The organism is Phaeovulum sp., assembly GCF_047638075.1.
In the GTDB taxonomy this organism is placed as follows: Bacteria; Pseudomonadota; Alphaproteobacteria; order Rhodobacterales; family Rhodobacteraceae; genus UBA6197.
Genome location: NZ_JBLJBV010000041.1, coordinates 34,947 through 57,008, shown reverse-complemented (window position 1 = coordinate 57,008; position 22,062 = coordinate 34,947). Strand labels below are relative to the sequence as shown.

Sequence of the window (22,062 nt, the reverse complement as noted above, 5' to 3'; positions counted from 1 at the left end):
TGGACGATAGTAACTAAACCGTTTGAAACGCTACGATGGGGTCATTTCATGAGTATTCTGGATGATCGTGGTAATCGCCTGCACACAGCTTTCCGGCACCAGGGTACCCTGTGATCGCGTGAGCAGGGTAATCAGGATTGGCATGAGGTCGGAATAATGCCCCGATGACGGATGGCGTTTCAGCCAATCTTCGGCCATGGCAATCTGTATCTGCTCCGCCAGAAGTTCGGCCCGTTTGACCTGATCGCGCAGAATTTCCTTTATCTCTTGCGAGATGCCGGGTTGCGGCGGTTTGAGGGCGCGGCGGATGTGCCGCAATGGCAAGACCGTTGCTTCACGCCAGATCTTCATATTGCCGTGCAACCCGTCGATTTCAGCAGCCGTCAGCGCTATCTTGAGTTTCGACCAGGCGTAAATCACCATGAAGAGTGCGACGATGTCAGCCTCGGCCTGATCTTGTAGGGTCAGACAGGCGTCTGACACGCCGGGACGTGCGTAGAGATCCAGCGTGAAGGCCCAGGCGGGGTTTTCCAAATCAAGGGTCAATCGTGGCTCCTCTTTCACGGGGCGTCCTGCTTTTGCATCTCTTGGCTGATACCCTGCCAGCGCGGCATCCCGCCCATGTCTATCCCAAACAGATCAAGTGCGCGGCCGACAGTGTAATCCACCATTTCGTCAATCGTGGCCGGTCTGGTGTACAGGGCTGGTACGGGCGGCATGATGATTGCGCCCATTTCAGTGACTGATGTCATCGTGCGCAGATGGCCAAGATGCAGCGGTGTTTCCCGCAGCATCAGCACCAGCCGCCGCCGTTCCTTGAGAACGACGTCGGCGGCACGGCTGATCAGGGTCGAAGTTACCCCGGTGGCGATTTCAGACATGGTGCGGACAGAACAGGGCGCAATCAACATTCCGAGCGTCTGAAACGATCCGCTGGCGATGGTTGCGCCGATGTCTTTGGCATTGTGGACGACACTGGCTTTTTCTTCCAGATCGGTGGGGCGCATGTCCAGTTCTTGCGCAATTGTCAGATGCGCCGAGCGGGTGATCACCAGATGAGTTTCCACGCCGAGTCGGCTTAGATGCTCCAGCGCGCGCACACCGTAAATCGCGCCGGAGGCGCCACTGATTCCGACGATGATGCGCGGGGGGTGCTTTGGTATCATCTTCATTCTGTGCCGAACCAATCTGACAACTTGATCTTGTCTGCCAATCGGATTTTCTTGCGCTCAAACTCTTTTTCGCGGCCGAAGGGTTTGGTCGCATCAACCAGCAACCGCCCCCAGTGGTCTTTTTGTTCATCGCGGTAGAACGAGGGAGTTTCGGGGATGATTAGCATATCCTTGTCCGGCCGGCAGCGGGTCAGGGTTGCCCACATGACATCGTCCATATCGTAGATGTCAACATCGGCATCCACCACCGTGATTATCTTGGCCCAGATCGGTTCGGCGCCGATCGTGGCCAGCATGACCTGACGGGCATGGCCTTCAAACTGCGGGTCGATCTGGACGATCGCATGGTTGACGAATGGCTGACAGGTGACGTTCAGGATACCGGGCAGGGCGGCGCTGAGACGCTGGAAGATATTGGCGGAAACTGACAGTTCGAGTGTCAGAACCTCTTCGGATGATCCGCAAAGAATGCTGTGGAACATTGCGTTGGGCCGTACGGTAACACCTAGAACCTCGAACACGGCATTGGGCCCTTCAGGGACGTAATAGCCCATGAATTCACCGAAAGGTCCTTCAAGGCGGCGTTCATTAGGAAGAAAACGACCTTCGATGACAATCTCGGTTTCGGCCGGAACTTCGAGATCGATATGGCGGCATTTGCGCATCGGCAGGGGCGAACCCTTCAGACGTGCCGCGACCTCAAGCTCGTCCACGTCGTAGGGCAGGGGGGCCGCAGCCGTTAGAAACGATGTGGCAGGCGCCCCGATCAGCATTGCCGCTTCAAGCGGCTGGCCCATCTTCTCAGCCTTTTCATGGTACATGGTCAGGTGGTGGCGCGGCGCAAGGCGGCACCGCAACTCATTGTCATTCACGAACATTGAGCGGTGGTAGGACAGGTTGCCGACACCGGTCTCGGGATCTTTGGCGATGAACATCGCAGAGGTGAAATAGGGGGCCGCATCGCGATCCGAATAGGTGATCAGCGGCAGGTCGGACAGTTTGCATTCTATCAACTGCTCATCTTCGACCTTCACGAAGGGCTCGCCGCTGCCTTGACCAAGGTTTGCCAGATTGCTCCACTGGCGGCAGAAATCGGTGGCATCGATGCCGATAACCTCGGCCAGACGTTCGCGCGAGCCGTAGACATTTGTCACGACTGGAAACTTGGTGCCTTTCACGTTGGTGAAAAGGATCGGCTTGCCCCAACGCTTTTGTGCCGCATGGGTCACGGCGGCCAGTTCGTGGAAGGGATCGACCTCCTTGTCGACCACCATCAGATCTCCACGCTCGTGCAGACGGGCAACAAAATCTCTCATGATTGTCTCCTCGATGGGGTTGAATTGCGTGATGGCGGCATGATCATCGACGTATTGGCCGTGGCCTCATGCGCGCTGGATAGGCGGTAACGGTCCCCAGGGTAAAGAAATCGACTTCGGGTAACCGGAATATCGTTGTGCCAGGTTTGCCGATTGATCAGCAGGCAGGGGTGGGTGGCGTCGATCTGCAAAAGCCGCTGCGCTTCGGCGTCCGGGCGGATGGCACGAATGGTATTGTCGACAAAGGATACCTTGGTTTCGCGCAGCAGGTAGGCGTGGGTCGTGGTCTGGGTGAAGTCTTGGTCAAGGTATCCCGGCGCGACCGCCGCATTGATAAAACGATCCTCCAACTGGATTGGGGTTCCGTCTTCGAGGTGCAGTATCCGCGAATAAAAGACGGTGCCGCCAGCGACAGGCAAAAGTTTTGCAAGCTGAGTTTCGGGCTCAAGTGCGCAGAGCGTGATGATCTGGCTGGTATGCACGCCGCCGTTCGCCTCGATCTCTTCCGAAACGTCTTCCAGCCCGAAAACCGCGCATTGCATCTTTGGTCCGACGACAAATGTACCACGTCCCCGGATCCGTACAAGTACGCCCTCTGCCTGAAGTTCCCGCAGCGCCCGACGCACGGTCAGGTGTGAGACGTTGAATTCGACGGACAGGGCCTCTTCGCTCGGAACCTTGAAATCTGCACGCCAATCCTGGCGGTCGATTCGGTCTTCAATGGCGGTTTTTACTTGGCTGTAGAGCGGCTCGGGCGTGCGGGTCACAAAGCTTCTCCTGAACTAATGATATCATTATTTGATAACTACATCGGTATTTTATAGCTGTCTATAGCCTTGCTGGCATAGATAAGTTCTAAATACTGGAAAAGAAATATGTTGACACATAAGATAACAATATCATTAGTTGTATGAAGGAAAGATCCACTTGATGCAACCAACCCATGATCGGAATGGGCGTCCTGGCCTCAAACGCGGCAGCGTTAGGAGGCGTTGGAGTAGAGTTAGGAAGGCAAGAATGATGGTCGAAACCGGCGAGCTGACCAAGCTGCAAATGTACATCGGCGGCGAATGGGTCGCGCCATCGGGGGGCGAGTATATCGAGTCGGTCGACCCGTTCACCGCCAAGCCTTGGGCCCTAGTGCCGCGCGGCAATGCGCAAGACGCAGACCGCGCCATTCGCGCTGCTGACGCGGCCTTCCGTGACGGTCCTTGGGGGCGTATGCATCCATCGGATCGCGGTGTGATTATCCATCGGCTGGGGACGCTGATTGAAAAGCACGCGGACGAACTGGCCGAGATCGAGGTGCGGGACAATGGCCGGTTGTTGGCCGAAATGCGCCATCAGATCCGCTATGTGGCAAAGTGGTATTATTATTATGCCGGTCTGGCCGACAAGATCGAGGGGGTTGTTCACCCCTGTGACAAGCCGGCCCTCAGTTTTTCCCGGTCAGAGCCGCTTGGGGTCTGTGTTGGTATCGTGCCGTGGAATGCTCCGTTGCTGTTGTTCTCGCTGAAGGCGGCACCGGCATTGGCGGCGGGCAATACGCTTGTCATGAAGCCTGCCGAACATACCTCTGCCACTGCGCTCAAGCTGATGGAGTTGGTTGAGGAGGCGGGCTTTCCGCCGGGCGTCGTCAACGTCGTGACCGGCTATGGCAAGGAGGTGGGTGAGCCGCTGGTTACCCATCCGCTGACGCGGCATCTTGGATTTACTGGTTCTACCGCAACTGGGGCGTATCTGTATTCGCTGGCGGCGAAGGACGTCAAAAGGGCAAGCCTTGAGTTGGGCGGAAAATCTCCGAACATCGTCTTTTCCGATGCCAATCTGGACAATGCCGTGCGCGGCGTGGTGGGCGGAATTTTCGGTGCCACTGGGCAGACTTGTATTGCCGGTTCGCGTTTGTTGCTGCACCGAAAGGTGCATGATGAGTTTGTGGATCGGCTTACGGCGTTTACCAAAGCCGCGCGTGTCGGCGACCCGCGCAACGAACGCACGCAGATCGGGCCCATCGCCAACCAGATGCAATATGAACGCGTGCTTGACTATGTAAGGATCGCGCAGAACGAAGGTGCCGATCTGGTGCTAGGCGGCAAGCGGCCTGAACATGACGAGTGCGCCAGAGGCTTCTTTGTAGAGCCCACGATCTTTACTGGCGTTCACAATGAAATGCGCATTGCGCGTGAAGAGGTCTTCGGGCCGGTTCTGTCAACGATTGTCTTCGATGAGCCAGAAGAAGCGATAGCCATTGCCAATGACAGCGAATTCGGCCTGGCCGCCGGGGTTTGGACATCAGACATGAAACTTGCGTTGCGGATGTCGGACCGATTGCAGGCCGGCAGCGTCTGGATCAATACCTACCGCGACATTTCTTATACGACCCCCTTTGGCGGCTACAAGCAAAGCGGGATCGGCCGTGAAAACGGCATCGAAGGGATCCGCGAGTATCTTCAAACCAAGGCGGTGTGGATCTCGACCGCCGAAGAAATCGCAAATCCGTTTGTGATCGGATGACCTGATCGCCGGAGCAGTGCATTCAAGACACTGCAAATTGTCGGGGAAATCTTTTCTAAGCCAGATCAACAGGGAGGAAGACAATGAAAATAGTAAAAATCAAGCTTGGCAGAGCATGTTTCGCGCGTGCCGCAGCCGCAACATTGTGCCTTACGCTCGGCGGAGGCGCTGCGTTCGCAGAAGCGGCCGCAGACAAGCTTCCGGCGAAGTATCGGGAAGCGGGCGCAATTAAACTGGTGACGGATGCCAAATATCCGCCGTTCCAGTACATTGATGATTCCGGCGAAATGGTCGGCTTTGAGGTCGACTTGTGGGATGCCATTGCAAAGCAACTGGGCGTGAAAATGGACGTGACATCCGTCGCGTTCGACTCTCTTATTCCCGGGGTGCAGTCAGGCCGTTGGGATATTGCGATGGAAGGGATCACCGATAACCCGGTGCGCGAAGAGGTCGTCAACTTTGTCACCTATGGCTATACGACGTCGTCTGCTTACGTCCTGGCGGACAACAAGACTGTAGGTGACAGTTATCTTGATCTTTGCGGGCTACGCGGAAGTGCCCAGAGCGGGACGGAGTGGGTCGATATGATTACCGGTCTTCTTGCAGACAGCTGTAAGGAAAACGGCAAGGAAGCACCGACCGTTTCAGAATATGGGACATCGGATGCAGTCTTGTTGTCACTTTATTCCGCGCGTGCGGATTTTGTTCTGACGTCGGCTGCTTCTGCCCGTGAAATCATGCAAAACGCACCGCATCCGATCCGTGTTGTTGCCGTGGATGTCTTGCCGCGCCTGCCCAGCGGGATCGTTTTCCGCAAAGGCGAAGATGATCTTGGAGAGGCGCTGCTGGCGGCGCTGAAAGAAGTCATGGCCGACGGCACATACGACGCGATCTACAGCAAATGGGATGTCACCCCAATGCGTATGGAACATGAGCCGGTTATCAATCAGGCAACCAGTGGATTGCCGCAGTAAGATCTGGACAGGGCCGGCGGGAAATCTGTCGGCCCCTCATCCTGCCGCGTTACTCGGAGTGGATATGGACAACCAGTCGAACAAGACCCGCAGCCCTGAAGCGACCCGCCAGACCCTGACCTACGTTCCAAACCGCGCCTGGGGGCGAAAGGTGACGGCGGTCGTTCTTCTGGTGGTTATTGCGTCCTTTGTGGGGTCCATCGCTGATAATCCGAACTTCGGCTGGCCGATCATCGGCACATACCTGTTTGATCAGCGTATCCTTTCGGGCCTTTTCCTGACCCTCTGGCTGACAGCGGTTACGATGTTGATCGGGATTGTCCTGGGCACGTTCTGCGCGGTCATGACGATGTCATCGAACGGCGTCATCTCACTTATCGCCAAGTCCTATATCTGGTTCTTTCGCGGCACCCCGGTGCTGGTCCAGTTGATTTTCTGGTATAATCTGGGCGCGCTATTTCCGAACCTTTCAATCGGTATTCCATTCACATCGTTCTGGATTTCGATTCCGACCAACGATGCGATCTCGCCGGTGATGGCGGCCATACTTGGCTTGGGCCTAAACGAGGGTGCCTATATGTCCGAAATCATCCGCAGTGGCCTTACGGCGGTTGATCCGGGGCAGCGGAATGCGGCGAAATCGCTTGGCATGACGAATGGCAAGGCTCTTTGGCGCATCGTGTTACCCCAAGCCATGCCAGTCATCATTCCCCCGACCGGCAACCAGACCATCGGAATGCTGAAAACCTCGTCCTTGGTTAGTGTGATTGCGTTGTCAGACCTACTTTATTCGGCGCAGACCATCTATTCGCGCAATTTCCAGACCATTCCGCTGCTGATTGTTGCCTGTCTTTGGTATCTGGCGGCGACCACAGTTCTGAGCGTGATACAAAGTCGGATTGAGCAGCATTATGGTCGTTCACACCATCAACCCAACCCCCAGACGTTCCGCCGCCTGCTGGGTCTGACCAAGGGGGCCCAATGATGTCACATTCGATGGTCGTGTTTGATCGCGTCTGCAAAAGTTACGGTGCGGTTCCCGTCCTCAAGGATATCGATCTGGAGGTCAGCTCCGGCGAGGTTCTTAGCCTGATTGGCCCTTCGGGCTCGGGCAAGTCGACGCTGCTGCGTTGCGTCAATCATCTCGAGAGGATCGAAAGCGGCAGCATTACGGTTGATGGAGAACTGATTGGGTATCGACGCAGCCATAACCTTGCCTATGAGCTACCCGAACGCCTGATCGCGAGGCAGCGCGCCAGGATTGGCATGGTGTTCCAGAATTTCAATCTTTTCGGGCACAAGACCGTTCTTGAGAATGTCATCGAGGCGCCGGTTCATGTGCTTGGGGTGACGCGTGCAGAGGCGATAGATCATGCCAGCAGCATTCTTGAACGGGTAGGTTTGGCCGAAAAACTGAAAACTTACCCGCGAATGCTGTCAGGCGGTCAACAGCAGCGTGTTGCTATTGCCCGGGCGCTGGCCATGAAGCCCAAGCTGATCCTGTTCGATGAGCCTACTAGTGCGCTTGACCCCGAACTGGTAGGAGAGGTGCTGGATGTCATGGGTAAACTGGCGGCCGACGGCATGACGATGATGATCGTGACACATGAAATGGCTTTCGCCAGAAATGTTTGCCACCGCGTCGCATTCATGGCTGATGGCAGAATTGTCGAATGTGGCCCGCCCAGCGAGGTGCTGGACAATCCCAGCCTTGAACGGACACGCGCCTTCCTGTCCAAGGTTCATTGACGTCAGATGGCACAGGGCAGCGGCATAAGATCGACGGTGCTGACAGACACCTGGGATGTCATAATTGTTGGCGGCGGTATAGTTGGCTGCTCGGCTGCTTATTACGCGGCCAAGTCTGGGCTTCGCGTGCTTTTATTTGAACGGGACACGCCAGGGTCGGGGCAATCGGGGCGCAATCTTGGCTTTGTGCGCCAGCAGGCGCGCGATTTTCGCGAATTGCCGCTTGCCATGGGTGCATTGAAGCTTTGGGAGGGTCTTGAACGGGATCTTGGCCGAAACGTGGGGTGGTTCCAGGGCGGCAATATTGCGCTGGCCATGACCGATGCCGAAAGGGAGCAGCACGCAGCATGGCAAAGCGAAGCCCGGCCTTACGGCTTGGACACGGTGACGCTTGATGCTTCGCAAATCATGGCAAAGCTGCCGCATCTGGCGCCGGGGGTTGGTGTCAAAGGGGCGATGTTCACCGCATCTGATGGGCGTGCAGAGCCGGGCCGTGCGACACGGGCATTTTTTGACGCCGCGCTTGAGCATGGTGCTGAGGTGATATTGGGCAGCCGGGTCTCAAAACTGGAGACAGCGGCGGGTCAGGTTATCGGCGTCTGGTCCGGCGGCAGATTGTTTCGCGCCGAGACGGTGGTTTGTGCCGCAGGGGCAAACACTGCCGCGCTGGTGCGGCCACTGGGCATCTTGCTACCACAAGAGATCATTCGCGCTACCGTGGTCAAGACAGAGCCTCTCGCCGAGCCATTCCCGTACTGCCTGTCTTGCCCGATGACGGGCGTCCGGCAAAGTGCGGATGGGGCGCTGGTGCTTTCGGTGGCAGGCGGCGAATATGATATAAGGTGGGACTCCATTCGCTATGCCCGGTGGTATCTGAAACTCAGACGCGAGCAGCCTGAATCCTCTCGGATAAACTATCTTTCACCTTTTCGAAAATTGCTGTCCCGCAATGCGCCGCCGCCGCTGGCCGACATCGCCCCAACAAGCGAAAATGTGCCGCCGAATAGCAAGCGTATCCAGCAGGCGTTGAATGAAGTCGGGCATTTTCTTCCTCCCTTTGCTGGGCTGGGGGTCAGGGCGAGTTGGGCGGGGTATATCGACACGCTGCCTGACCTGGTCCCGGCAATTGGGGCGTCAACAAAGGTCAGTGGCCTGCTGATTGCCACGGGCTTCAGCGGTCACGGCTTTGGGCTGGGGCCAATGGTGGGTAAAGTCCTGTCACAAATGATGCGGGCTCAACCGCCATGCGTAGATATCAGTCAACTCTCCCCGGACAGATTTGAGAGAGCGGGGCGAATGACATTCTCACGTTGACGACCATAAACGGGGGCTTTGTCAGGTTATTGACGCGCCCCGGCTGCACGCATAGCTCTCTGTCATGGGTATCTATGCCATCAACAGAGCTTCAACACCGCGCAGCTTCGGTCCAGCATAGCCGCCATCCGCAAATATGTGACGTAATCTCGGGGCCTCACGGCGGAGCTTGGCAAAGACTCCGGGCGCGCCATCCCGATCCTGAATGTTGGCTGTGTGGACTTCGCACGCGATCAGGTTGCCGCAGGTATCGGTGATGATGTGGCGCTTTCGACCCTTGATCCACTTGCCTGCGTCGAACCCGGAAAGTGACGTGTTTTCAAAGGTTTTTACGCTTTGGCTGTCAATCACGCCACCGCTCGGTTGAATATCCCGTCCTGCCGCGAGGCGCGCTGCCGCGACCAGCGCCCGATTGATCTCGGCAAGGAGGCCATTGGCGCGCCACCGATAGAAATAATAGCGTAGGGTCGAGACCGGCGGGAAATCCTTGGGCAAGAGGGACCACGCGCATCCCGCCACCGCGATATACTGGATCGCATCCCAGACCCGGCGCAACCCCACCTGTCGCGGACGCCCACGGCGATTGTGACAGGGTAGCTGCGGGCGAACAACTGCCCATTCCTCCGGCGTCAAATCGCTTGGATAGCGCTTGGTCTTACGCTTATGTTGCGCGCGGGTGAGTTCAGTCCAGGCCATCGCGATCTCCGTTTAGCTTTGCAACCGAACAGAATCACAACCTTCTGAATTCACTCAACTCATTTCCGATCAGCCTCTTAGAGATTTGCCGCTACAACAACAGCATTCATTCGAGCCTGGGCTGCACACCTGTCGCCAAGTGGGAAGCGCTCGCCGATGGAATAGTGGGCGACATCCCCTTCGACTTGGAGGCGTTTCGGGTGAGTTTTTTGCCGAGTGAGCAGCGGCAGGTTCGGCGCGATGGCATCCATCTGTTCGACCGCCGATATTGGTCTGATGCGCTTGCAGGGTACGTTGCCCGCAAAGACCGAAGGGGGGTCGTCCGCTACGATCCCGGCGACCTTTCAGTGATTTGGGTTGAACTGGACGGCGGTCGCTGCGTTGAGGCGCGGTATCGCAATCTGGAAATCTCGCAGGTGTCGCTTTGGGAATACCGCGAGGCCATGCAAAAGGCATGGGCCATGGGAAAGGTGGGCACAAATGAACTGATACTCGCTGAATGTAGAATTGCGCCAAACTGATTGCAGCTACACAGCCAGTTGGAACCTGGCCGCTGCTTTGATTGCGTCAAGATGAACGTCAACAGCCCCTAATACAAAGTCGCTATATTTAGGTGAATGCCGCAACCCGCTCCCTGCAAATGGCAACCATCGCCTCTGCTCGCTCCTGGATATCACGGTCCGTGCCGGGAAGATCAGGCACAGAAACCCCGTCTATGGCTTCGGAGAAGCGCTGCAAGAAATAGTCGATCTCTTCGCCCACACCGGTTGTAGCCAAGCCGGCGATCGCCGCCACCTGCATGAAATCACGACGTCGCAAGCGATCGTCTTTGCCGTTCAGTTTCAGGGCCATGCGATCTTGTTCAAGACTCGGGAAGACCCTCGTCGTGACCGCATCATAGAGCGGCGCGAGCCGGATTGTGCTGAAGCGATCCGCAGCAGGACCGGCAATCTTTAGGAGTGCCAAATTCTTCAGGTGCATATCGCCGTCGCCGATCAACCAAGCGAATAGTGCGCGCTTGATGACTAACAGCAGATCTGCCCCGGCAGATGTCGACAGCGGCCGAACAGCACGAGTTATCCTCTCGATAGTTCCATCATACTTCGCATCTGGGGGCAGATCGAGAACCGAACAAAGATCCTCCAAAGCAAAGCGGCGTTCATCCTCGGACGATGTGCGAATATCGAATCGCTCGACCAGCAAGGCCGGGGGCATGTCATCCGGCATTGCGACCAAAGCGATGTCAGGTGTCTCCAACCCTGACGCACGGCCAAGAGACATGGCAAGATATTCGATCACGGGAAGCGCCTGAAATCCGCTGGTTCCCGCCGGCTTCAAAATGTGAGTGAACGGCAAGCCCGTGCTCGGCGACAATTGGCCACCCTGCGCCAAATACATCGGCGCCTTGATCTGGACGCCAGACAGGCGCGGTGTGTCCGCCCGCTCATAAAGTCGGGCCAGCCCCGCCTCGAAATCTGCTTCAAGCTTGCCGCGCCCCGGGCCTGCATAGCTTCCGGCAAACACACCGTTGTGGGTATATCGGGATAACGACACGGCCAGCGTGTCTGCGGGGAGCGATGCGAGCTCGGCTGCGTCTTCGCTGATCGTAATGTTGGACATATATCGTTTGCCCGAGCGCAGCATTGCCCGCTCGTCGTTGTCTTTGAGAACCTTCTCTAGCCAACCCTCAGGCAACAGTGACAGTATGAAGGGGGGTAGCTGGCCCGGAACCCGCTGCTGCACGAGCGGCAAATTGAATTTGTCTTGTGGCTGCCATCGCCATTCAAAACCATCATGACTAAGTTGACCGACAATTTGACCATGCCAAGCAACCAAGAACGAAAGTGCTGCTTCGTTGCGAACATCCACCGCAACAGCAGAACGTAACAAATACCGCTCTGTCTGCTCCCCCTCGCGGTACCATTTGTTTGCGCGCGCAAGCGCCCAAACCGCATCTGCGGCGGCAGATGGGCTGCCATATTCTTCGATAAGACGCGCGGCGATCTCGGTGCGCATCCCTTCATCGATCGCACTGGCGTGCTCACTACGCTGCCGAAAAGCTTCAAGAAATCGCTGCCGCATCGACGAGACGGCGATCTGGAATTCCCCTGCTCCGTCATCGACAATGGCTGTCGCGACCGCAGGCTGATCTGGCGCTACGTTCTGGATGATCTCCAGAGACCTGATCCTAGTACGCTGATTGCGTTTCCCGCTGATGAACAAGCGGCCATCTCGCGTGGGTGCCAGCAAATTGGCGCTGGCTGCCGAAAGATACGCCTTTGGATAGAGGTAATGTGCAATCCGCACTGCACTGCGCAGAACAATTGCATCGATATCGGCGTCAGTGTCGACATAAATGCCGCGCATAAGCTGAATAAGTTTCCCAGTCTCAGCTCGGTAGTGAGCGCGGGTCTTGTCGAGATTTTCACCGATGAGATAAAGCAAAATTACAACCTTCACGCACTTGAGATGCGAGATAGTTAGACTGCCCCATGACATGTGTCAAGAGACCCAAACTATCTCGCACATGACATGCGTGAAAGTTAAGGCTGACAATTCTTTTCGGGAGACCAACGACACTTAACAGCACTCACCAAAATCACAACCGAGCGGCTCTGTTGAAGGTTGAGATCGCTGTGCCGCATTTTACGGCTTTGTCACGCTGAGGCAGCGGGCTGAGCCTGTCTGCCAGAGTTGTTTAAGCCCGGCTTATTCATCGAAGACGGTTTTTGGGGTCCCCGGCGCGGCTTTGACACCATGATCAGCGGGGTTTCTGGTTCGAATGTCGGCGTCAAGGTGGGTATCCCCTTGGCGGACGGGACCGTCTTCGACCCCGAAAAGGCCAAGTTCGAACTGCTCGCAAACAACTATGGTCTCAGCCCGGACGACTTTGGCCGCGAGTTCTCAACCGGGCGGGAAACGTTCCGTATGGTCGGCATCGAAACCCGCCGGCCAAAATACCCGATCAACGTCGAGCGTCAGCCAGACAGGCAAGGGTTCAAGTTCACAGCCGAAAACGTCGTCATGTGCCTCAAGGCGATGGATGGAACGGAATGATCTCTCTTTGTTCCCCTAAACGCCCGCATATGCAACATCGGGCCAGTTAGCCCATCGGAAATGCCGAAGCCGGCGCCGTCCGGTCTGCGCTCGTGATCCTCAATCCCTCGATATCGAGCAATAGTTGACCCTGGCCACCGCCACCCGCAGCGGCGCGAGCCGCGCGGCTGCGTGCCTTCGCTGAAGTGCCAGGGTCAGTCTTCGATATGTTATTCGACGACTTCGGCGCGTTCGGGTCGACTTCCCGTGCGACATTTACCGCCCGCACCTCCTGTAGCTCTTGTTTCGGAGTGGAACCGGGCTTCGGCTCTTGTGACGGTTCAGCGGAATTTGGGTAGCACCACATCCAGCGAGGCACGCAAGCTAACTGCCGCGCTCGGTGGCTGCCAGGAACGCCCGCACCTCATCCTTCAGCCAGTCCCGCAAGACGGCGATCAGCGGATCATTCGCCTCACCGGGCCGATGGACAAGGTCGTAACCTCGGCCCACAGGCAGGCGGATCCGGGGGAAAAGTTCCACCAGCCGGCCGGACGCGATATCTTCCGCCACAAGTGCACTGCGGCCCAGTACGACGCCCTCGCCGCGGATGGCGGCTTCGATCGTCAGGCTGCCATGGCTCAACGTCGGTCCTCGGCTGCACGCGCCGGTTGCGCCCGCGGCGGTGAACCAGCGCTCCCACTTGGGCAGCGCACTGTCGTCGTGCAGGATACGTTCCTCGTTGAACAGTGTGCAGCGGCTCAGGTCAGAGGGCTCTGCCAGCCCGCCCATGCGCGCCCGGTAGCCGGGGCTGCAGACGGGGCTCATCGTCTCGTCGAGGACGCGCTCCGCGACCGTGCCGGGATAGGTGCCCGTGCCATAGCGGATCGCGGCATCCACGCGGCGGTCGGACAGGTCGATGTTCACGTCGCTGACCTCAAGGTGGATATCCACCTCTGGCAGGCGTGCGACGAGGCGGTGCAGGCGCGGGGCGAACCACTTGCTGGCGAAGGAAACGCTGGTGCTGATGGTCAGCCGCGTCGCACCCTTCTGCGACCGCAGCCGCTCCGCTTCGCGCGTAAGTTCCGCGAGCGCCCGGCTGGCCACCTGATGCAGCGCCGTGCCCTCGGCCGTCAGTTCGATGCGCCGGGTCAGTCGCCGGAACAGAGCGACGCCCAGATCCGCCTCCAGCGTCTGGATCTGGCGACTGAGGGCGCCGGGCGTCAGGTTCAGTTCCGCCGCCGCCAGCGCCATGCTGAGCAGGCGGCCAGTCGCCTCGAAGGCGCGCAAGGTCTGCATCGGCGGCGGGCGGCTGGGCATTGCGGGCTCATGATTGCGTTTCATTCAATCATAACCTGCAAACAAATCGTTTGTAAGATGGCGCGTTCGGCGGCAAGAGGTGACCAAAGAACACTCTTGGACCCGCGCGACGCTCCATGACCAGTACCACTTCGATCCCCTCTGCGCCGCCGTTTGCATCCCTTGCAACTCGGCTCTCGCCGCTCAGCATCGCGGCGCTGCTGTGTCTGGCGCTGATCTGGGGCCTGTCGATCCCGATCACCAAGCTGGCGCTCGAGTCGATGCCGCCAATGACGCTGACGGCGCTGCGCTTCGGGATCGCGGTGCCGATCCTGTTTCTCTTTGCGCTTGGCCACCGTCGCCTGCCCCTTCGCGCGCTCCCGCAGGTGGTGGCCCTGGGGCTTTTGGGCATCGGCATCGGGCAGGTGGCGCAGACCTTCGGCATCGTCGGCACCTCGGCCTCGGTCGGTACGGTGATCTCGGCGGTGATCCCGGTCTTGGTCGTGGTCTTTGCAGCGCTGCGCCTGCACCAGCCGGTTACCGGGTGGCAGCGGATCGGCCTCGCGGCGGCGTTCGCGGGCATCGCACTTGTCGCATCGGGGCAAGGCGATGGCAGCACCGCCGGTCAGACGACGGCCCTTGGCGTCCTCCTGATGCTGATCTCAGCGCTTGCCATCGCCTTCTACTATGTCTGGAGTGTGGAGTTGACCGCAAGCCACGGCACGGTCACCGTCGCGGCATGGAGCACGCTGGCGGGCTTCCTCGCCCTCCTGCCCTTCACCGGATGGGAGATTGCACAGACCCCGTTCAGGGTAGAGCCCGTCGCCGTGGCCGCCGCGGCCTATCTGGGGCTGCTGGTTACGGCTGCGGGCCTGTTCCTTTGGCTGTGGCTCTTGCGCACCGTGCCCGCCCGCATCGCGGCCAGCGTACAGTTCCTGCAACCGCTGTTCGGCATTGCAGCCTCGGCGGCACTGTTCGGCGACAAGATGGGGCTTTACTTCGCCCTGGGCGTCGTTCTCGTTCTTCTCGGCGTCGGTCTGACCTCGACAACCCTCCGGGCCAGGAAAGGCCCGGACTGCGACGCCCCACCCGAACGTAAAGTGGTACCGACGAGCGGCTGATCTGACTCGGAAGGCTCTTTATTGAGGCTACGCAATGTGATTCCCTTTCATCTACCAGATATGGAGGATGTGATGGTGCAGCACTCAAGATCGGGGAGGATCGGACGGCAGCAGGGTTGCGCCGGACCGCACGCCGAGAGCACGACGGGCGGACTACGGCGCGGATATATGTGATCGCCACCGCGCCCGAGGGAGCGAGCCGGGCGGAGGCGGCGCGGCTCGCCGGAATGGAGCGGCAAGCATTGCGCGATGCAGGTTTACGTTAGGGCAGTTTGCAGCCTATGAGTCGGACTTGCGAAAAGATGCCCAGCACAAAGGCGAGACAAGAATCGCTTTGGTCGTATTTGCGTGGTCTTACGGCAACAGTCGCGCCCGCACTGGCGCGACATTTCACTCGGGAGGATGGCATGAGCCAAACGAACCGTCGCGACGAGATTGACCTGTTCGTGGACGATCTCCTGGCAAACCCCGCCCGCGCGGAAGAATTGAAGAGCAAGCTGCGCTACAGCCTCGGGGACCCCGAGGCACCGGCCCAGCGGCGCGCGCGGCGGCATCTCATCACCGTGTGCGGCGATGCCGAGAGCCTTTGGGACAACATGCCCGTCTGAGGCTCAGCCGGGGCTCGGCACCGGGCCCCGGCCGATCGATCACAATCAGCCCACCGGAGTTTGTTCGGATGGTGCGTGGTGTCGCTCGACAAGGCTGCGGCCAACTGGGGTATCGCTGATTTCTGATCAGCATTCGTGTTGACTGTTTCAAGGTTCACCATGTGGCGCATGATCTGGAATTCCTCCGAGATCCCGTTGCCGCCGTGCATGTCACGCGATGTCCGCGCCAGTGCCTTGCCGCAGTTGTTGCGCTTGATGACTGAAATCATTTCAGGCGCAGCCTGGGCATCCTCCATCAGGCGACCAACGCGCAGGCTTGCCTGCACGCCAAGGCTGATTTCTGTCAGCATTTTGGCGAGCTTGAGCTGTTGCAGTTGGGTTTGTGCCAGACCCCCCTTTTTCTGCGCTTTTGACGCTTTGGCAGTCGATGATCGCGCCAGGGATCAATCTTCGGACGGGGCTGCGTCGAGCGGTCATAGCTGAACTCCGTTGCTTCCGACCGCACCACCTTGCGCACCGCGTTCCGCGACACCCGCAACTCACGGCAGATCTGCTTGATCGGCTTACCTTGGATGAAATACGCTCGCCCGATCTTGGCAATCGTTTCCACAACCAACATCCCGGCCGCATACATTTCAATGATTGGCCGCGACCAGAACTTCCGAGGCGGTAGCAGCTCGCCCCTGAGTTCAAGGCGAAGGTGGCGCTGGGAGCGTTGAAAGGGGAGGCGACCGTGTCGGAACTGGCGAGCCGGTTCTGCGTGCATCCGACGATGATCAACCAATGGAAACGCGCGCTGCGTGGTGGCGCGTCCGGTGTGTTTGAACGCAGCCGCCGCAAGGCACCGGTCATCGATGAAGACCAGGTCAGGGATCTGCATGCCAAGATTGGGGAGCTGACGGTGGTCAACTCTTTTTTGGAAAGAACTCAAGCCTTGGGATCGGAAGTAACACCAGTAAGCCCGCAAAGAGACACAAGGCCTGCCCTTACCTCCTGCATGGGCTGCAGGTGGAACGGCCAAACCAGGTCTGGTGCGTGGACATCACCTATCTGCCCCCACTCGGCAGATTTGGCCCTGCCAAATCGCCTGCCGGGCAATGGATGCGCCGTGGGTTTCTGGGAGACCGGGTCTCTGGCCCGCGCGGGTGTCCGGAAACGGATGGAGTTCTACAATCACCGCCGCCCGCACAAAGCCTCTGGCGGGCAACCACCGGCGATGGTCTACTCGCTGAAAGTCGAAGCAACGCACCCCGATCAGCAAGAGCAGATCAGAGCTTGGAAAACCCCAGATCCTGTCCAAGGAATGGGGGGCGCCTCAACCCAAGTCGAAAACCGTTTGCCGACGCTATTCTTGCGTTCATGCGTGAAACCATCCCGCGCGATTAGAAAACCTTGCGCGACAAGGTGTCAGACAACTTCAGCGGCATAACGAAAGATAGTTTTCGGATTTTGGAGCAGAAACGGTATAGAGGATATTACGGCCGGTTTTAGGTTTTGCCGGGGTCAAGTTTTAAACTCAGGGCCTTGAATGACACTCTGCTATATTTTCGGTATTCGTGGCTATCGGGTTCGGCTTCGATGAATTTACTTGGCAATGAAAGCACTGAGATCGGGAAATCTTTATCAGTCAAATTCAACCGCACTGAAAAAGTGACAAGTTGAAGACCAGCCTTCTGTCGCAGATGCAGCACCTGAACATGGCAAAGGTTCCGGTTCGGACCATTCACGTCGAGTTCGATCCGCCTGCGGATGGCCGGTGCCTTGACCAGCAGCTTTGCTGTCAGGGTCCATTGCCCGCCGCGCGCCTTGTCAGGCTGCACTGCGGCCACGGTGACGTCTTCCGGGCTGTAGATTTCCAGCGCGGTTGATCGTGTAAAGGTGCGGACAAGTTTAACGTCCTGCGTCCTGTTTCTACCCGAGCGCCGCAGCCGGTAAAAACCGTGGACGACCTTACGCAAGCGCTTTTGTGAACCGTTCAACGCGTCAGTTTCGCGTGCCATGATCAGATCCGGTATGTCCCGAATTCGCGCGCGCGGCCGGTCTGCGCCAAATTTCCGCAACACCTCATGCGGTATCTTCAGGTTCATTTCTTGCGCCAGAAATGACAGCGCGATGGCGCTTGGCCCACGCAGACGGCGACCCGTCGCAATCTTATGCAATTTATCCCAATTGATGGCCTCGGTTTCCAGCATTGCAGCAATATCGACCAGCCAGTCGCTATGATGGTGTCCATCCCATGCGCCGTGGCCCATCGCCATGACCAAGCGTTCCTCAACAGATGGCACGAACACAGGCACCCCGTAGTATTCGGCAGTCCGCGCATCTTGCAGCATCAGGGCGTCGAAATGCGCGTTGGCGTAAATGTTTTGGTAAGCAGCACGGTGCAGATCAATGTCTCCGAAACGGCCCTTCTTGAAATTGCGCGCGCGAACGCTCGATATGCGCGCCTTCAGACCAAGGGCACTCTCGCCGCGGCTGGACTGCCAATCCTGCGCGGTCAGCATCTCTGCGGCGGTTTCGAAATCCCCGTCCGGCAAGAGCAAGTCGAGATCGAATGCTGTGCGGGATTTCTGTTCTACCGGATTGAGGGCAATGCGTGCCGCGCCCTTCAAAAGCACAACCTTCAGGCCGGCGTCGACAAAGTCTCGTAGCGGCGGCAGATTTTGTGACACTGCCAACCGCGATTGGGTCCAGTGCAGCCGTTGAAGGCCAACCAGACGGGGGTACTCGGCCAACCCCTCAAGCGAGCGACCAAACCGGGTTGTTATTGCCGAAAACAACCGGTGCTCGGGAAACGCGGCGTCGTCCAGATCGTTGTTGGCAAGCCAGTCGGTCAGTGCATCGCGGGCGGTTTGCGCATCGGGGTTGATGGCGGCGTGCAGCAGCAGCAGGCGCGGGCCACCCGGCCACGCCCATGAAAAATTCGGAAAACCGCGAGAAGGCGTGCTGTTCATTTTTTCGTTGCTTCCCGCTGTCGCAACATGGAGGCCCGGGCGACAGCAAGGTATGCGCGGCGTTGATCGTTGTTGAGGTTGAAGGTCATGCTGCTGGAAATAATCCGCCGCAGGGCCAGCACCTGTGGCAACATGTGCGTGCGCAACCCGATTTGGCGTGCCCTGCCGATCCAGTCAACCATGTCACCACAATTGCCCGGCGGATCTATGATGGGCCCGACTTTTTCGAAGGAGGAGCGGTGCATCACAAGGGTCGAGCGGCCCCAACCATCCTGCACACGACCGCTGCCGCGTTCCGGATCCTCGTGCCGGAACTGGCGCATTCTTGTGAACGAAAGTGTGTCTGCGCCAAAGCCGTTCAAACTGGCAAGCTGGCGCTCAAGCTTGTCTCGCACCCACAGATCATCGGCATCAACGGTTGCCATGATCGGCGCGCTTGTGGCGTTGATGGCCGCAGTTGTGGCCGCGCCGCACCCTGCATTCGCTTGCCTGATTAACCGGACCCCGTGGCCAAACTGTTCGACGATGTCTGTCGTATTGTCTGATGATCCATCATCCACCACGACGATTTCAACCGGAGCGATGGTTTGATTCACTATCGATGCCAACGTTTCATGAATGGTTTGTGCGGCGTTAAACGCTGGTATGGCGACAGCATATCTCATGATACAAAAAAGTCCTTTTGCAATTCGATGCTGAATGTGGGTTTGACCAATGTACGGGTCGGGTCGTCCCTGCGGCGCTGGACACTACGCAAAATGGCGCGTGCAAACCAGATCTGGTTGTCGCGCAGTTTTGACGACATGTTTCCCGGGTGACGCAGGTAGTAATGGCAAATGGTATCTGTCTGGCGAAACGAAATACCGATTTCGAAGGTTCGAAAGATATAATCGGTATCTTCTGCCATTTTCAGGGACTCGTCGAAACGACCGATCCGGTCGATCAGGTTGCGCCGGTACAGGCAACTTGCCAAATGAATACTGGTCAGCCGTTGCTGTTTGGCATCGTGTGGAACCGTCAGGTTTTTGCGATCCAATGCAAAGGTGATGACCATATCGCCATAGGTTAATCCCAGATCCGGATTTTCTATCAGAATGGGCAGATCGCGCACAAAACGGTCCGGTGCCATCAGGTCATCAGAATCTAGAAAAGTGACGTATTGCGTTTGCGGCAACAATGCGTCCAACCCAGTGTTGCGGGCCAATGTGACGCCGCCGTTGTCGCGCCTGATATTCCTTATGCGCGGGTCTTGGGTTGCAAGAGCTGCAAGCACTTCGGGCGTTTCATCCGTAGATCCATCATCGACGATCAATATATCAAGCGGCAATGCGCAGGCCTGACGCATGACGGATTCCACAGCGCTGCGTATTTCCATGGGCCGGTTGAAAACCGGAATGATTACGGTGACAACCATCACAAAGCCTCCAAAAAAGTGCGCAGCACCTGCACGATTTCATCCGGCTGTGTCCCTAGCCGCAACCGGTAGGCCGGCAAGGCGCGGGTTATGCGCCCCGCCACATGGAAAAGCCGTGCTCTGTCGCAGTGAATTTGTGTCACGCCAGAGGGCGCAAGTGCGAGGAAAGCCTCTTTTGCGGTTGTCGGGATGAGTGATGTGTGTTGCGCGTAGGTCAGTTCCGGCAGCACAATCGCCTTCAATTCAATTTGAGAAGGCAGGCCGCCGTCAACCACGTCCGGCATGTAGAATTGGTGCTTTCCCTGCCAGTTGGGGGCCTTTGGGATCAAAGGATGTTGCCATTGCCCCAAGCGCCGCAAGCCTTTTTCATCCTGTTTGAGTGTGTCGAACACGGGGCGCGCAACAAGGTTTTCAACGTCGACAAGGACGTAGTCATCGCCAACGCTTTGCAGCCCGCCAAATATGCCCGCCAGCACGGTCGAGGATTTCCCCGCCCCTCCCTCGCCCGCCAGAAGAACCCCGCTTTCAGATAGGGCCAGGGTGCCGCCATGCAGAAGTGACGCGGTCTGTGTTCCCAGCCGCCACTGCACAAAATTCCGCAACGGAGACCCGCTGTCCCACGCGGGAAGGGCATCTTTTGCCTTCATCCACTGGACACCGATCCCGCGATCCACATCAAAGACCTGCCAGAACTCCAGATTCTCAAAGTAGTGCAGGCGGTAGGATGTCTGTGCAAGAACGGCTTCCCACTGACGTTCATGAAATCCGTCCAACGTCCAGACCGGCATGGCGCCCACGAGGTCGTCGGCGCTGATAACCGCAATTTTGCATATGCGCCCATCAGTGCCGGGCCGCGTGGCAAGGGCGCGTTCTGCCTGCTCCAGATAGTCGTGATCGTTACAGCAGACTTCAAACGTCGTGCCGGCCACGTCCAAACGGCGGGAAAACCGCGCGGTTTTGGAAAGGGTGTCAAACCCGTCAAGAACAGATTTCAACAGCTGGATCAGGCGACGGTCATATGCACTTTCGCGGTAGGCAGGGCTACGTTCCAACATGTGGCGTCAAGCCGTTTCAGGGCGGTTTGGCCACCCTCTGTCCTCGTCAACATCATGGATGGGATCCGCCATGATCAGGTCTGACAAATCATCGTAAACCTCAATGGTGGGGGGGGCTGCAAGCGTAAGTTCCACGCCTTGGACAGGGTCGGAGTCACTCGTCTTGATTAAACCAAGATCAACAAGACGGGTAGCAAAGTCCGCCCCGGGCTGGCCTGCTATGGTTTCGGGGTTCTGACCGGATGTAAGGGCTACCCACAGGGCGGCGCCGCTTTCGTTCAAGCCAAAGTATTGTCCGGTTTGCAGGTTCAAGATCACCATCTCACCGTCAAACTGCTCGTCAACGATATCAGGTCCCGCGATCAGGAAGCTCGTCATTAAAGTCTCCAGATTATCTACTCAATTCAACAACCAGCTGTCAAATCCCGGAAGGTGGTATGGCTGTTTCTTGAACAGCTCTGATCAGAGTTTGTACCAGTCCTTCATTGGCTGCAAGGGCGACTTGCAGCCCAAGGCTGATTGCGAAAACTGCTGGTTGTAAAGCCAGACATAGCGCCGCAGCATAGCCCCCGGTTTATCGCCTGATCCGAAGTGGTAGCTTTGCAGCACCTGGTCGATGCGACCGTTAACGCGTTGAGCCATGCTGAATCGCCCCGTGCTGGTGAATTTCAAGATCACGTTCATACTTTTTATGCCGGCCAGATTGGTGCCGCCTTTGTCAATCAAAACCCGGTCTGGCACGCGGTTCGTGCCGATGGCCTGTTTGAAGAATCTGCGAGCCGCTGCAAGGTCACGACGCCCGGATAGCATGAACCGAAGATCCGCGCAGCGAAATCAAGGGTT

General features: G+C 57.8%; 20 protein-coding genes and 5 pseudogenes. 10 read left to right on the top strand and 15 right to left on the bottom strand.

Translation table 11 applies throughout. From position 1 onward, the window contains the following. Positions 1–30 precede the first annotated feature (30 nt). The 4 genes from ACM62R_RS06225 to ACM62R_RS06210 are packed head-to-tail and all read right to left on the bottom strand — an operon-like array spanning position 31 to position 3,255. Positions 31–546, bottom strand: coding sequence for a TIGR02444 family protein (locus ACM62R_RS06225; RefSeq protein WP_415183188.1), 516 nt, complete (start codon positions 544–546; stop codon positions 31–33). 14 nt (positions 547–560) lie between these two features. Beyond that, positions 561–1,172 (bottom strand): UbiX family flavin prenyltransferase, encoded by a 612-nt coding sequence (locus ACM62R_RS06220; protein ID WP_415183187.1) that lies wholly within the window; start codon positions 1,170–1,172, stop codon positions 561–563. Next, positions 1,169–2,488 carry a UbiD family decarboxylase gene (locus ACM62R_RS06215; protein ID WP_415183186.1) on the bottom strand — a complete coding sequence of 440 codons (1,320 nt, stop codon included), beginning with the start codon at positions 2,486–2,488 and terminating at the stop codon, positions 1,169–1,171. Before ACM62R_RS06215 ends, ACM62R_RS06220 begins: the two co-directional genes overlap by 4 nt. Continuing rightward, positions 2,485–3,255 (bottom strand): UTRA domain-containing protein, encoded by a 771-nt coding sequence (locus tag ACM62R_RS06210; RefSeq protein ID WP_415183185.1) that lies wholly within the window; start codon positions 3,253–3,255, stop codon positions 2,485–2,487. Before ACM62R_RS06210 ends, ACM62R_RS06215 begins: the two co-directional genes overlap by 4 nt. Before the next feature lie 250 nt (positions 3,256–3,505). On the opposite strand from ACM62R_RS06210, the gene ACM62R_RS06205 reads away from it, so the two are divergent. The 5 genes from ACM62R_RS06205 to ACM62R_RS06185 all read left to right on the top strand — a co-directional run bounded on the left by ACM62R_RS06205 (position 3,506) and on the right by ACM62R_RS06185 (position 9,039). Continuing rightward, positions 3,506–5,002, top strand: a complete 1,497-nt coding sequence (locus ACM62R_RS06205) for an aldehyde dehydrogenase (RefSeq protein WP_415183184.1) — start codon at positions 3,506–3,508, stop codon at positions 5,000–5,002. A gap of 83 nt (positions 5,003–5,085) precedes the next feature. After that, positions 5,086–5,976, top strand: coding sequence for an ABC transporter substrate-binding protein (locus tag ACM62R_RS06200; protein WP_415183183.1), 891 nt, complete (start codon positions 5,086–5,088; stop codon positions 5,974–5,976). A 64-nt stretch (positions 5,977–6,040) separates the two neighbouring features. Continuing rightward, positions 6,041–6,961, top strand: a complete 921-nt coding sequence (locus ACM62R_RS06195) for an amino acid ABC transporter permease (RefSeq protein WP_415183219.1) — start codon at positions 6,041–6,043, stop codon at positions 6,959–6,961. Further along, positions 6,961–7,725, top strand: coding sequence for an amino acid ABC transporter ATP-binding protein (locus ACM62R_RS06190; RefSeq protein ID WP_415183218.1), 765 nt, complete (start codon positions 6,961–6,963; stop codon positions 7,723–7,725). Before ACM62R_RS06195 ends, ACM62R_RS06190 begins: the two co-directional genes overlap by 1 nt. A 6-nt stretch (positions 7,726–7,731) precedes the next feature. Continuing rightward, entirely contained in the window at positions 7,732–9,039 is a 1,308-nt protein-coding gene (locus tag ACM62R_RS06185) for an NAD(P)/FAD-dependent oxidoreductase (RefSeq protein WP_415183182.1), read from the top strand. Between the two features lie 96 nt (positions 9,040–9,135). Here the strand turns inward: ACM62R_RS06185 and ACM62R_RS06180 are convergent. Beyond that, a pseudogene (locus tag ACM62R_RS06180) lies at positions 9,136–9,735 on the bottom strand (IS5 family transposase); the annotation flags it as partial. Positions 9,736–9,935: 200 nt separating this feature from the next. On the opposite strand from ACM62R_RS06180, the gene ACM62R_RS06175 reads away from it, so the two are divergent. Further along, positions 9,936–10,256 (top strand): Mu transposase C-terminal domain-containing protein, encoded by a 321-nt coding sequence (locus ACM62R_RS06175; protein WP_415183181.1) that lies wholly within the window; start codon positions 9,936–9,938, stop codon positions 10,254–10,256. Positions 10,257–10,344: 88 nt separating this feature from the next. On the opposite strand, the gene ACM62R_RS06170 is transcribed toward ACM62R_RS06175, so the two are convergent. Beyond that, on the bottom strand, positions 10,345–12,234 hold the full coding sequence (locus tag ACM62R_RS06170) for a type II toxin-antitoxin system HipA family toxin (protein WP_415183180.1): 1,890 nt from the start codon (positions 12,232–12,234) through the stop codon (positions 10,345–10,347). Positions 12,235–12,492: 258 nt separating this feature from the next. Between ACM62R_RS06170 and ACM62R_RS06165 the strand changes: the two genes are divergently transcribed. Further along, entirely contained in the window at positions 12,493–12,792 is a 300-nt protein-coding gene (locus ACM62R_RS06165; RefSeq protein WP_415183179.1) for a hypothetical protein, read from the top strand. A 363-nt stretch (positions 12,793–13,155) separates the two neighbouring features. Here the strand turns inward: ACM62R_RS06165 and ACM62R_RS06160 are convergent, their stop codons facing one another. Continuing rightward, positions 13,156–14,112: a LysR substrate-binding domain-containing protein gene (locus tag ACM62R_RS06160; RefSeq protein ID WP_415183178.1), complete on the bottom strand. Its 957-nt coding sequence runs from the start codon at positions 14,110–14,112 to the stop codon at positions 13,156–13,158. A 92-nt stretch (positions 14,113–14,204) separates the two neighbouring features. Between ACM62R_RS06160 and ACM62R_RS06155 the strand changes: the two genes are divergently transcribed. Both ACM62R_RS06155 and ACM62R_RS06150 read left to right on the top strand, forming a co-directional pair. Continuing rightward, complete coding sequence (locus ACM62R_RS06155) at positions 14,205–15,188, top strand: DMT family transporter (RefSeq protein ID WP_415183177.1); 984 nt, start codon at positions 14,205–14,207, stop codon at positions 15,186–15,188. A gap of 407 nt (positions 15,189–15,595) precedes the next feature. Then, positions 15,596–15,796, top strand: coding sequence for a hypothetical protein (locus ACM62R_RS06150; protein ID WP_415183176.1), 201 nt, complete (start codon positions 15,596–15,598; stop codon positions 15,794–15,796). 134 nt (positions 15,797–15,930) lie between these two features. Here the strand turns inward: ACM62R_RS06150 and ACM62R_RS06145 are convergent. Beyond that, a pseudogene (locus ACM62R_RS06145) lies at positions 15,931–16,185 on the bottom strand (acyl-CoA dehydrogenase family protein); the annotation flags it as partial. Positions 16,186–16,202: 17 nt separating this feature from the next. Then, a pseudogene (locus ACM62R_RS06140) lies at positions 16,203–16,415 on the bottom strand (IS21 family transposase); the annotation flags it as partial. A gap of 81 nt (positions 16,416–16,496) precedes the next feature. Between ACM62R_RS06140 and ACM62R_RS06135 the strand changes: the two are divergent. Further along, positions 16,497–16,625 (top strand): annotated as a pseudogene (locus tag ACM62R_RS06135) (IS3 family transposase); the annotation flags it as partial. A 658-nt stretch (positions 16,626–17,283) separates the two neighbouring features. Here ACM62R_RS06135 and ACM62R_RS06130 read toward each other — a convergent pair. From ACM62R_RS06130 to ACM62R_RS06105, 6 genes and pseudogenes are all read right to left on the bottom strand, one after another. Next, the gene (locus ACM62R_RS06130) at positions 17,284–18,468 is read right to left on the bottom strand and encodes a nucleotidyltransferase family protein (RefSeq protein WP_415183175.1); all 1,185 of its coding nucleotides are present in this window, start codon (positions 18,466–18,468) and stop codon (positions 17,284–17,286) included. A gap of 278 nt (positions 18,469–18,746) precedes the next feature. Then, positions 18,747–19,415, bottom strand: coding sequence for a glycosyltransferase family A protein (locus tag ACM62R_RS06125; RefSeq protein ID WP_415183174.1), 669 nt, complete (start codon positions 19,413–19,415; stop codon positions 18,747–18,749). Beyond that, a complete protein-coding gene (locus ACM62R_RS06120; RefSeq protein ID WP_415183173.1) occupies positions 19,412–20,164 on the bottom strand; it encodes a glycosyltransferase family 2 protein in 753 nt (250 codons plus the stop codon). Before ACM62R_RS06120 ends, ACM62R_RS06125 begins: the two co-directional genes overlap by 4 nt. After that, positions 20,164–21,219: a hypothetical protein gene (locus ACM62R_RS06115; RefSeq protein WP_415183172.1), complete on the bottom strand. Its 1,056-nt coding sequence runs from the start codon at positions 21,217–21,219 to the stop codon at positions 20,164–20,166. The genes ACM62R_RS06120 and ACM62R_RS06115 overlap by 1 nt, the downstream gene beginning before the upstream one ends. A gap of 6 nt (positions 21,220–21,225) precedes the next feature. Then, the gene (locus tag ACM62R_RS06110) at positions 21,226–21,597 is read right to left on the bottom strand and encodes a PqqD family protein (RefSeq protein WP_415183171.1); all 372 of its coding nucleotides are present in this window, start codon (positions 21,595–21,597) and stop codon (positions 21,226–21,228) included. 273 nt (positions 21,598–21,870) lie between these two features. Beyond that, positions 21,871–22,038 (bottom strand): annotated as a pseudogene (locus ACM62R_RS06105) (IS6 family transposase); the annotation flags it as partial. Between the last annotated feature and the right edge of the window lie 24 nt (positions 22,039–22,062).

Excerpts from the sequence above, each read along its gene's own strand:
- ACM62R_RS06220 (WP_415183187.1), bottom strand. The coding sequence starts at position 1,172 with ATGAAGATGATACCAAAGCACCCCCCGCGCATCATCGTCGGAATCAGT.
- ACM62R_RS06215 (WP_415183186.1), bottom strand. The coding sequence starts at position 2,488 with ATGAGAGATTTTGTTGCCCGTCTGCACGAGCGTGGAGATCTGATGGTG.
- ACM62R_RS06205 (WP_415183184.1), top strand. The coding sequence starts at position 3,506 with ATGATGGTCGAAACCGGCGAGCTGACCAAGCTGCAAATGTACATCGGC.
- ACM62R_RS06200 (WP_415183183.1), top strand. The coding sequence starts at position 5,086 with ATGAAAATAGTAAAAATCAAGCTTGGCAGAGCATGTTTCGCGCGTGCC.
- ACM62R_RS06195 (WP_415183219.1), top strand. The coding sequence starts at position 6,041 with ATGGACAACCAGTCGAACAAGACCCGCAGCCCTGAAGCGACCCGCCAG.
- ACM62R_RS06190 (WP_415183218.1), top strand. The coding sequence starts at position 6,961 with ATGTCACATTCGATGGTCGTGTTTGATCGCGTCTGCAAAAGTTACGGT.
- ACM62R_RS06185 (WP_415183182.1), top strand. The coding sequence starts at position 7,732 with ATGGCACAGGGCAGCGGCATAAGATCGACGGTGCTGACAGACACCTGG.
- ACM62R_RS06170 (WP_415183180.1), bottom strand. The coding sequence starts at position 12,234 with ATGTCATGGGGCAGTCTAACTATCTCGCATCTCAAGTGCGTGAAGGTT.
- ACM62R_RS06165 (WP_415183179.1), top strand. The coding sequence starts at position 12,493 with ATGATCAGCGGGGTTTCTGGTTCGAATGTCGGCGTCAAGGTGGGTATC.
- ACM62R_RS06160 (WP_415183178.1), bottom strand. The coding sequence starts at position 14,112 with ATGAAACGCAATCATGAGCCCGCAATGCCCAGCCGCCCGCCGCCGATG.
- ACM62R_RS06155 (WP_415183177.1), top strand. The coding sequence starts at position 14,205 with ATGACCAGTACCACTTCGATCCCCTCTGCGCCGCCGTTTGCATCCCTT.
- ACM62R_RS06150 (WP_415183176.1), top strand. The coding sequence starts at position 15,596 with ATGAGCCAAACGAACCGTCGCGACGAGATTGACCTGTTCGTGGACGAT.
- ACM62R_RS06125 (WP_415183174.1), bottom strand. The coding sequence starts at position 19,415 with ATGAGATATGCTGTCGCCATACCAGCGTTTAACGCCGCACAAACCATT.
- ACM62R_RS06120 (WP_415183173.1), bottom strand. The coding sequence starts at position 20,164 with ATGGTTGTCACCGTAATCATTCCGGTTTTCAACCGGCCCATGGAAATA.
- ACM62R_RS06115 (WP_415183172.1), bottom strand. The coding sequence starts at position 21,219 with ATGTTGGAACGTAGCCCTGCCTACCGCGAAAGTGCATATGACCGTCGC.
- ACM62R_RS06110 (WP_415183171.1), bottom strand. The coding sequence starts at position 21,597 with ATGACGAGCTTCCTGATCGCGGGACCTGATATCGTTGACGAGCAGTTT.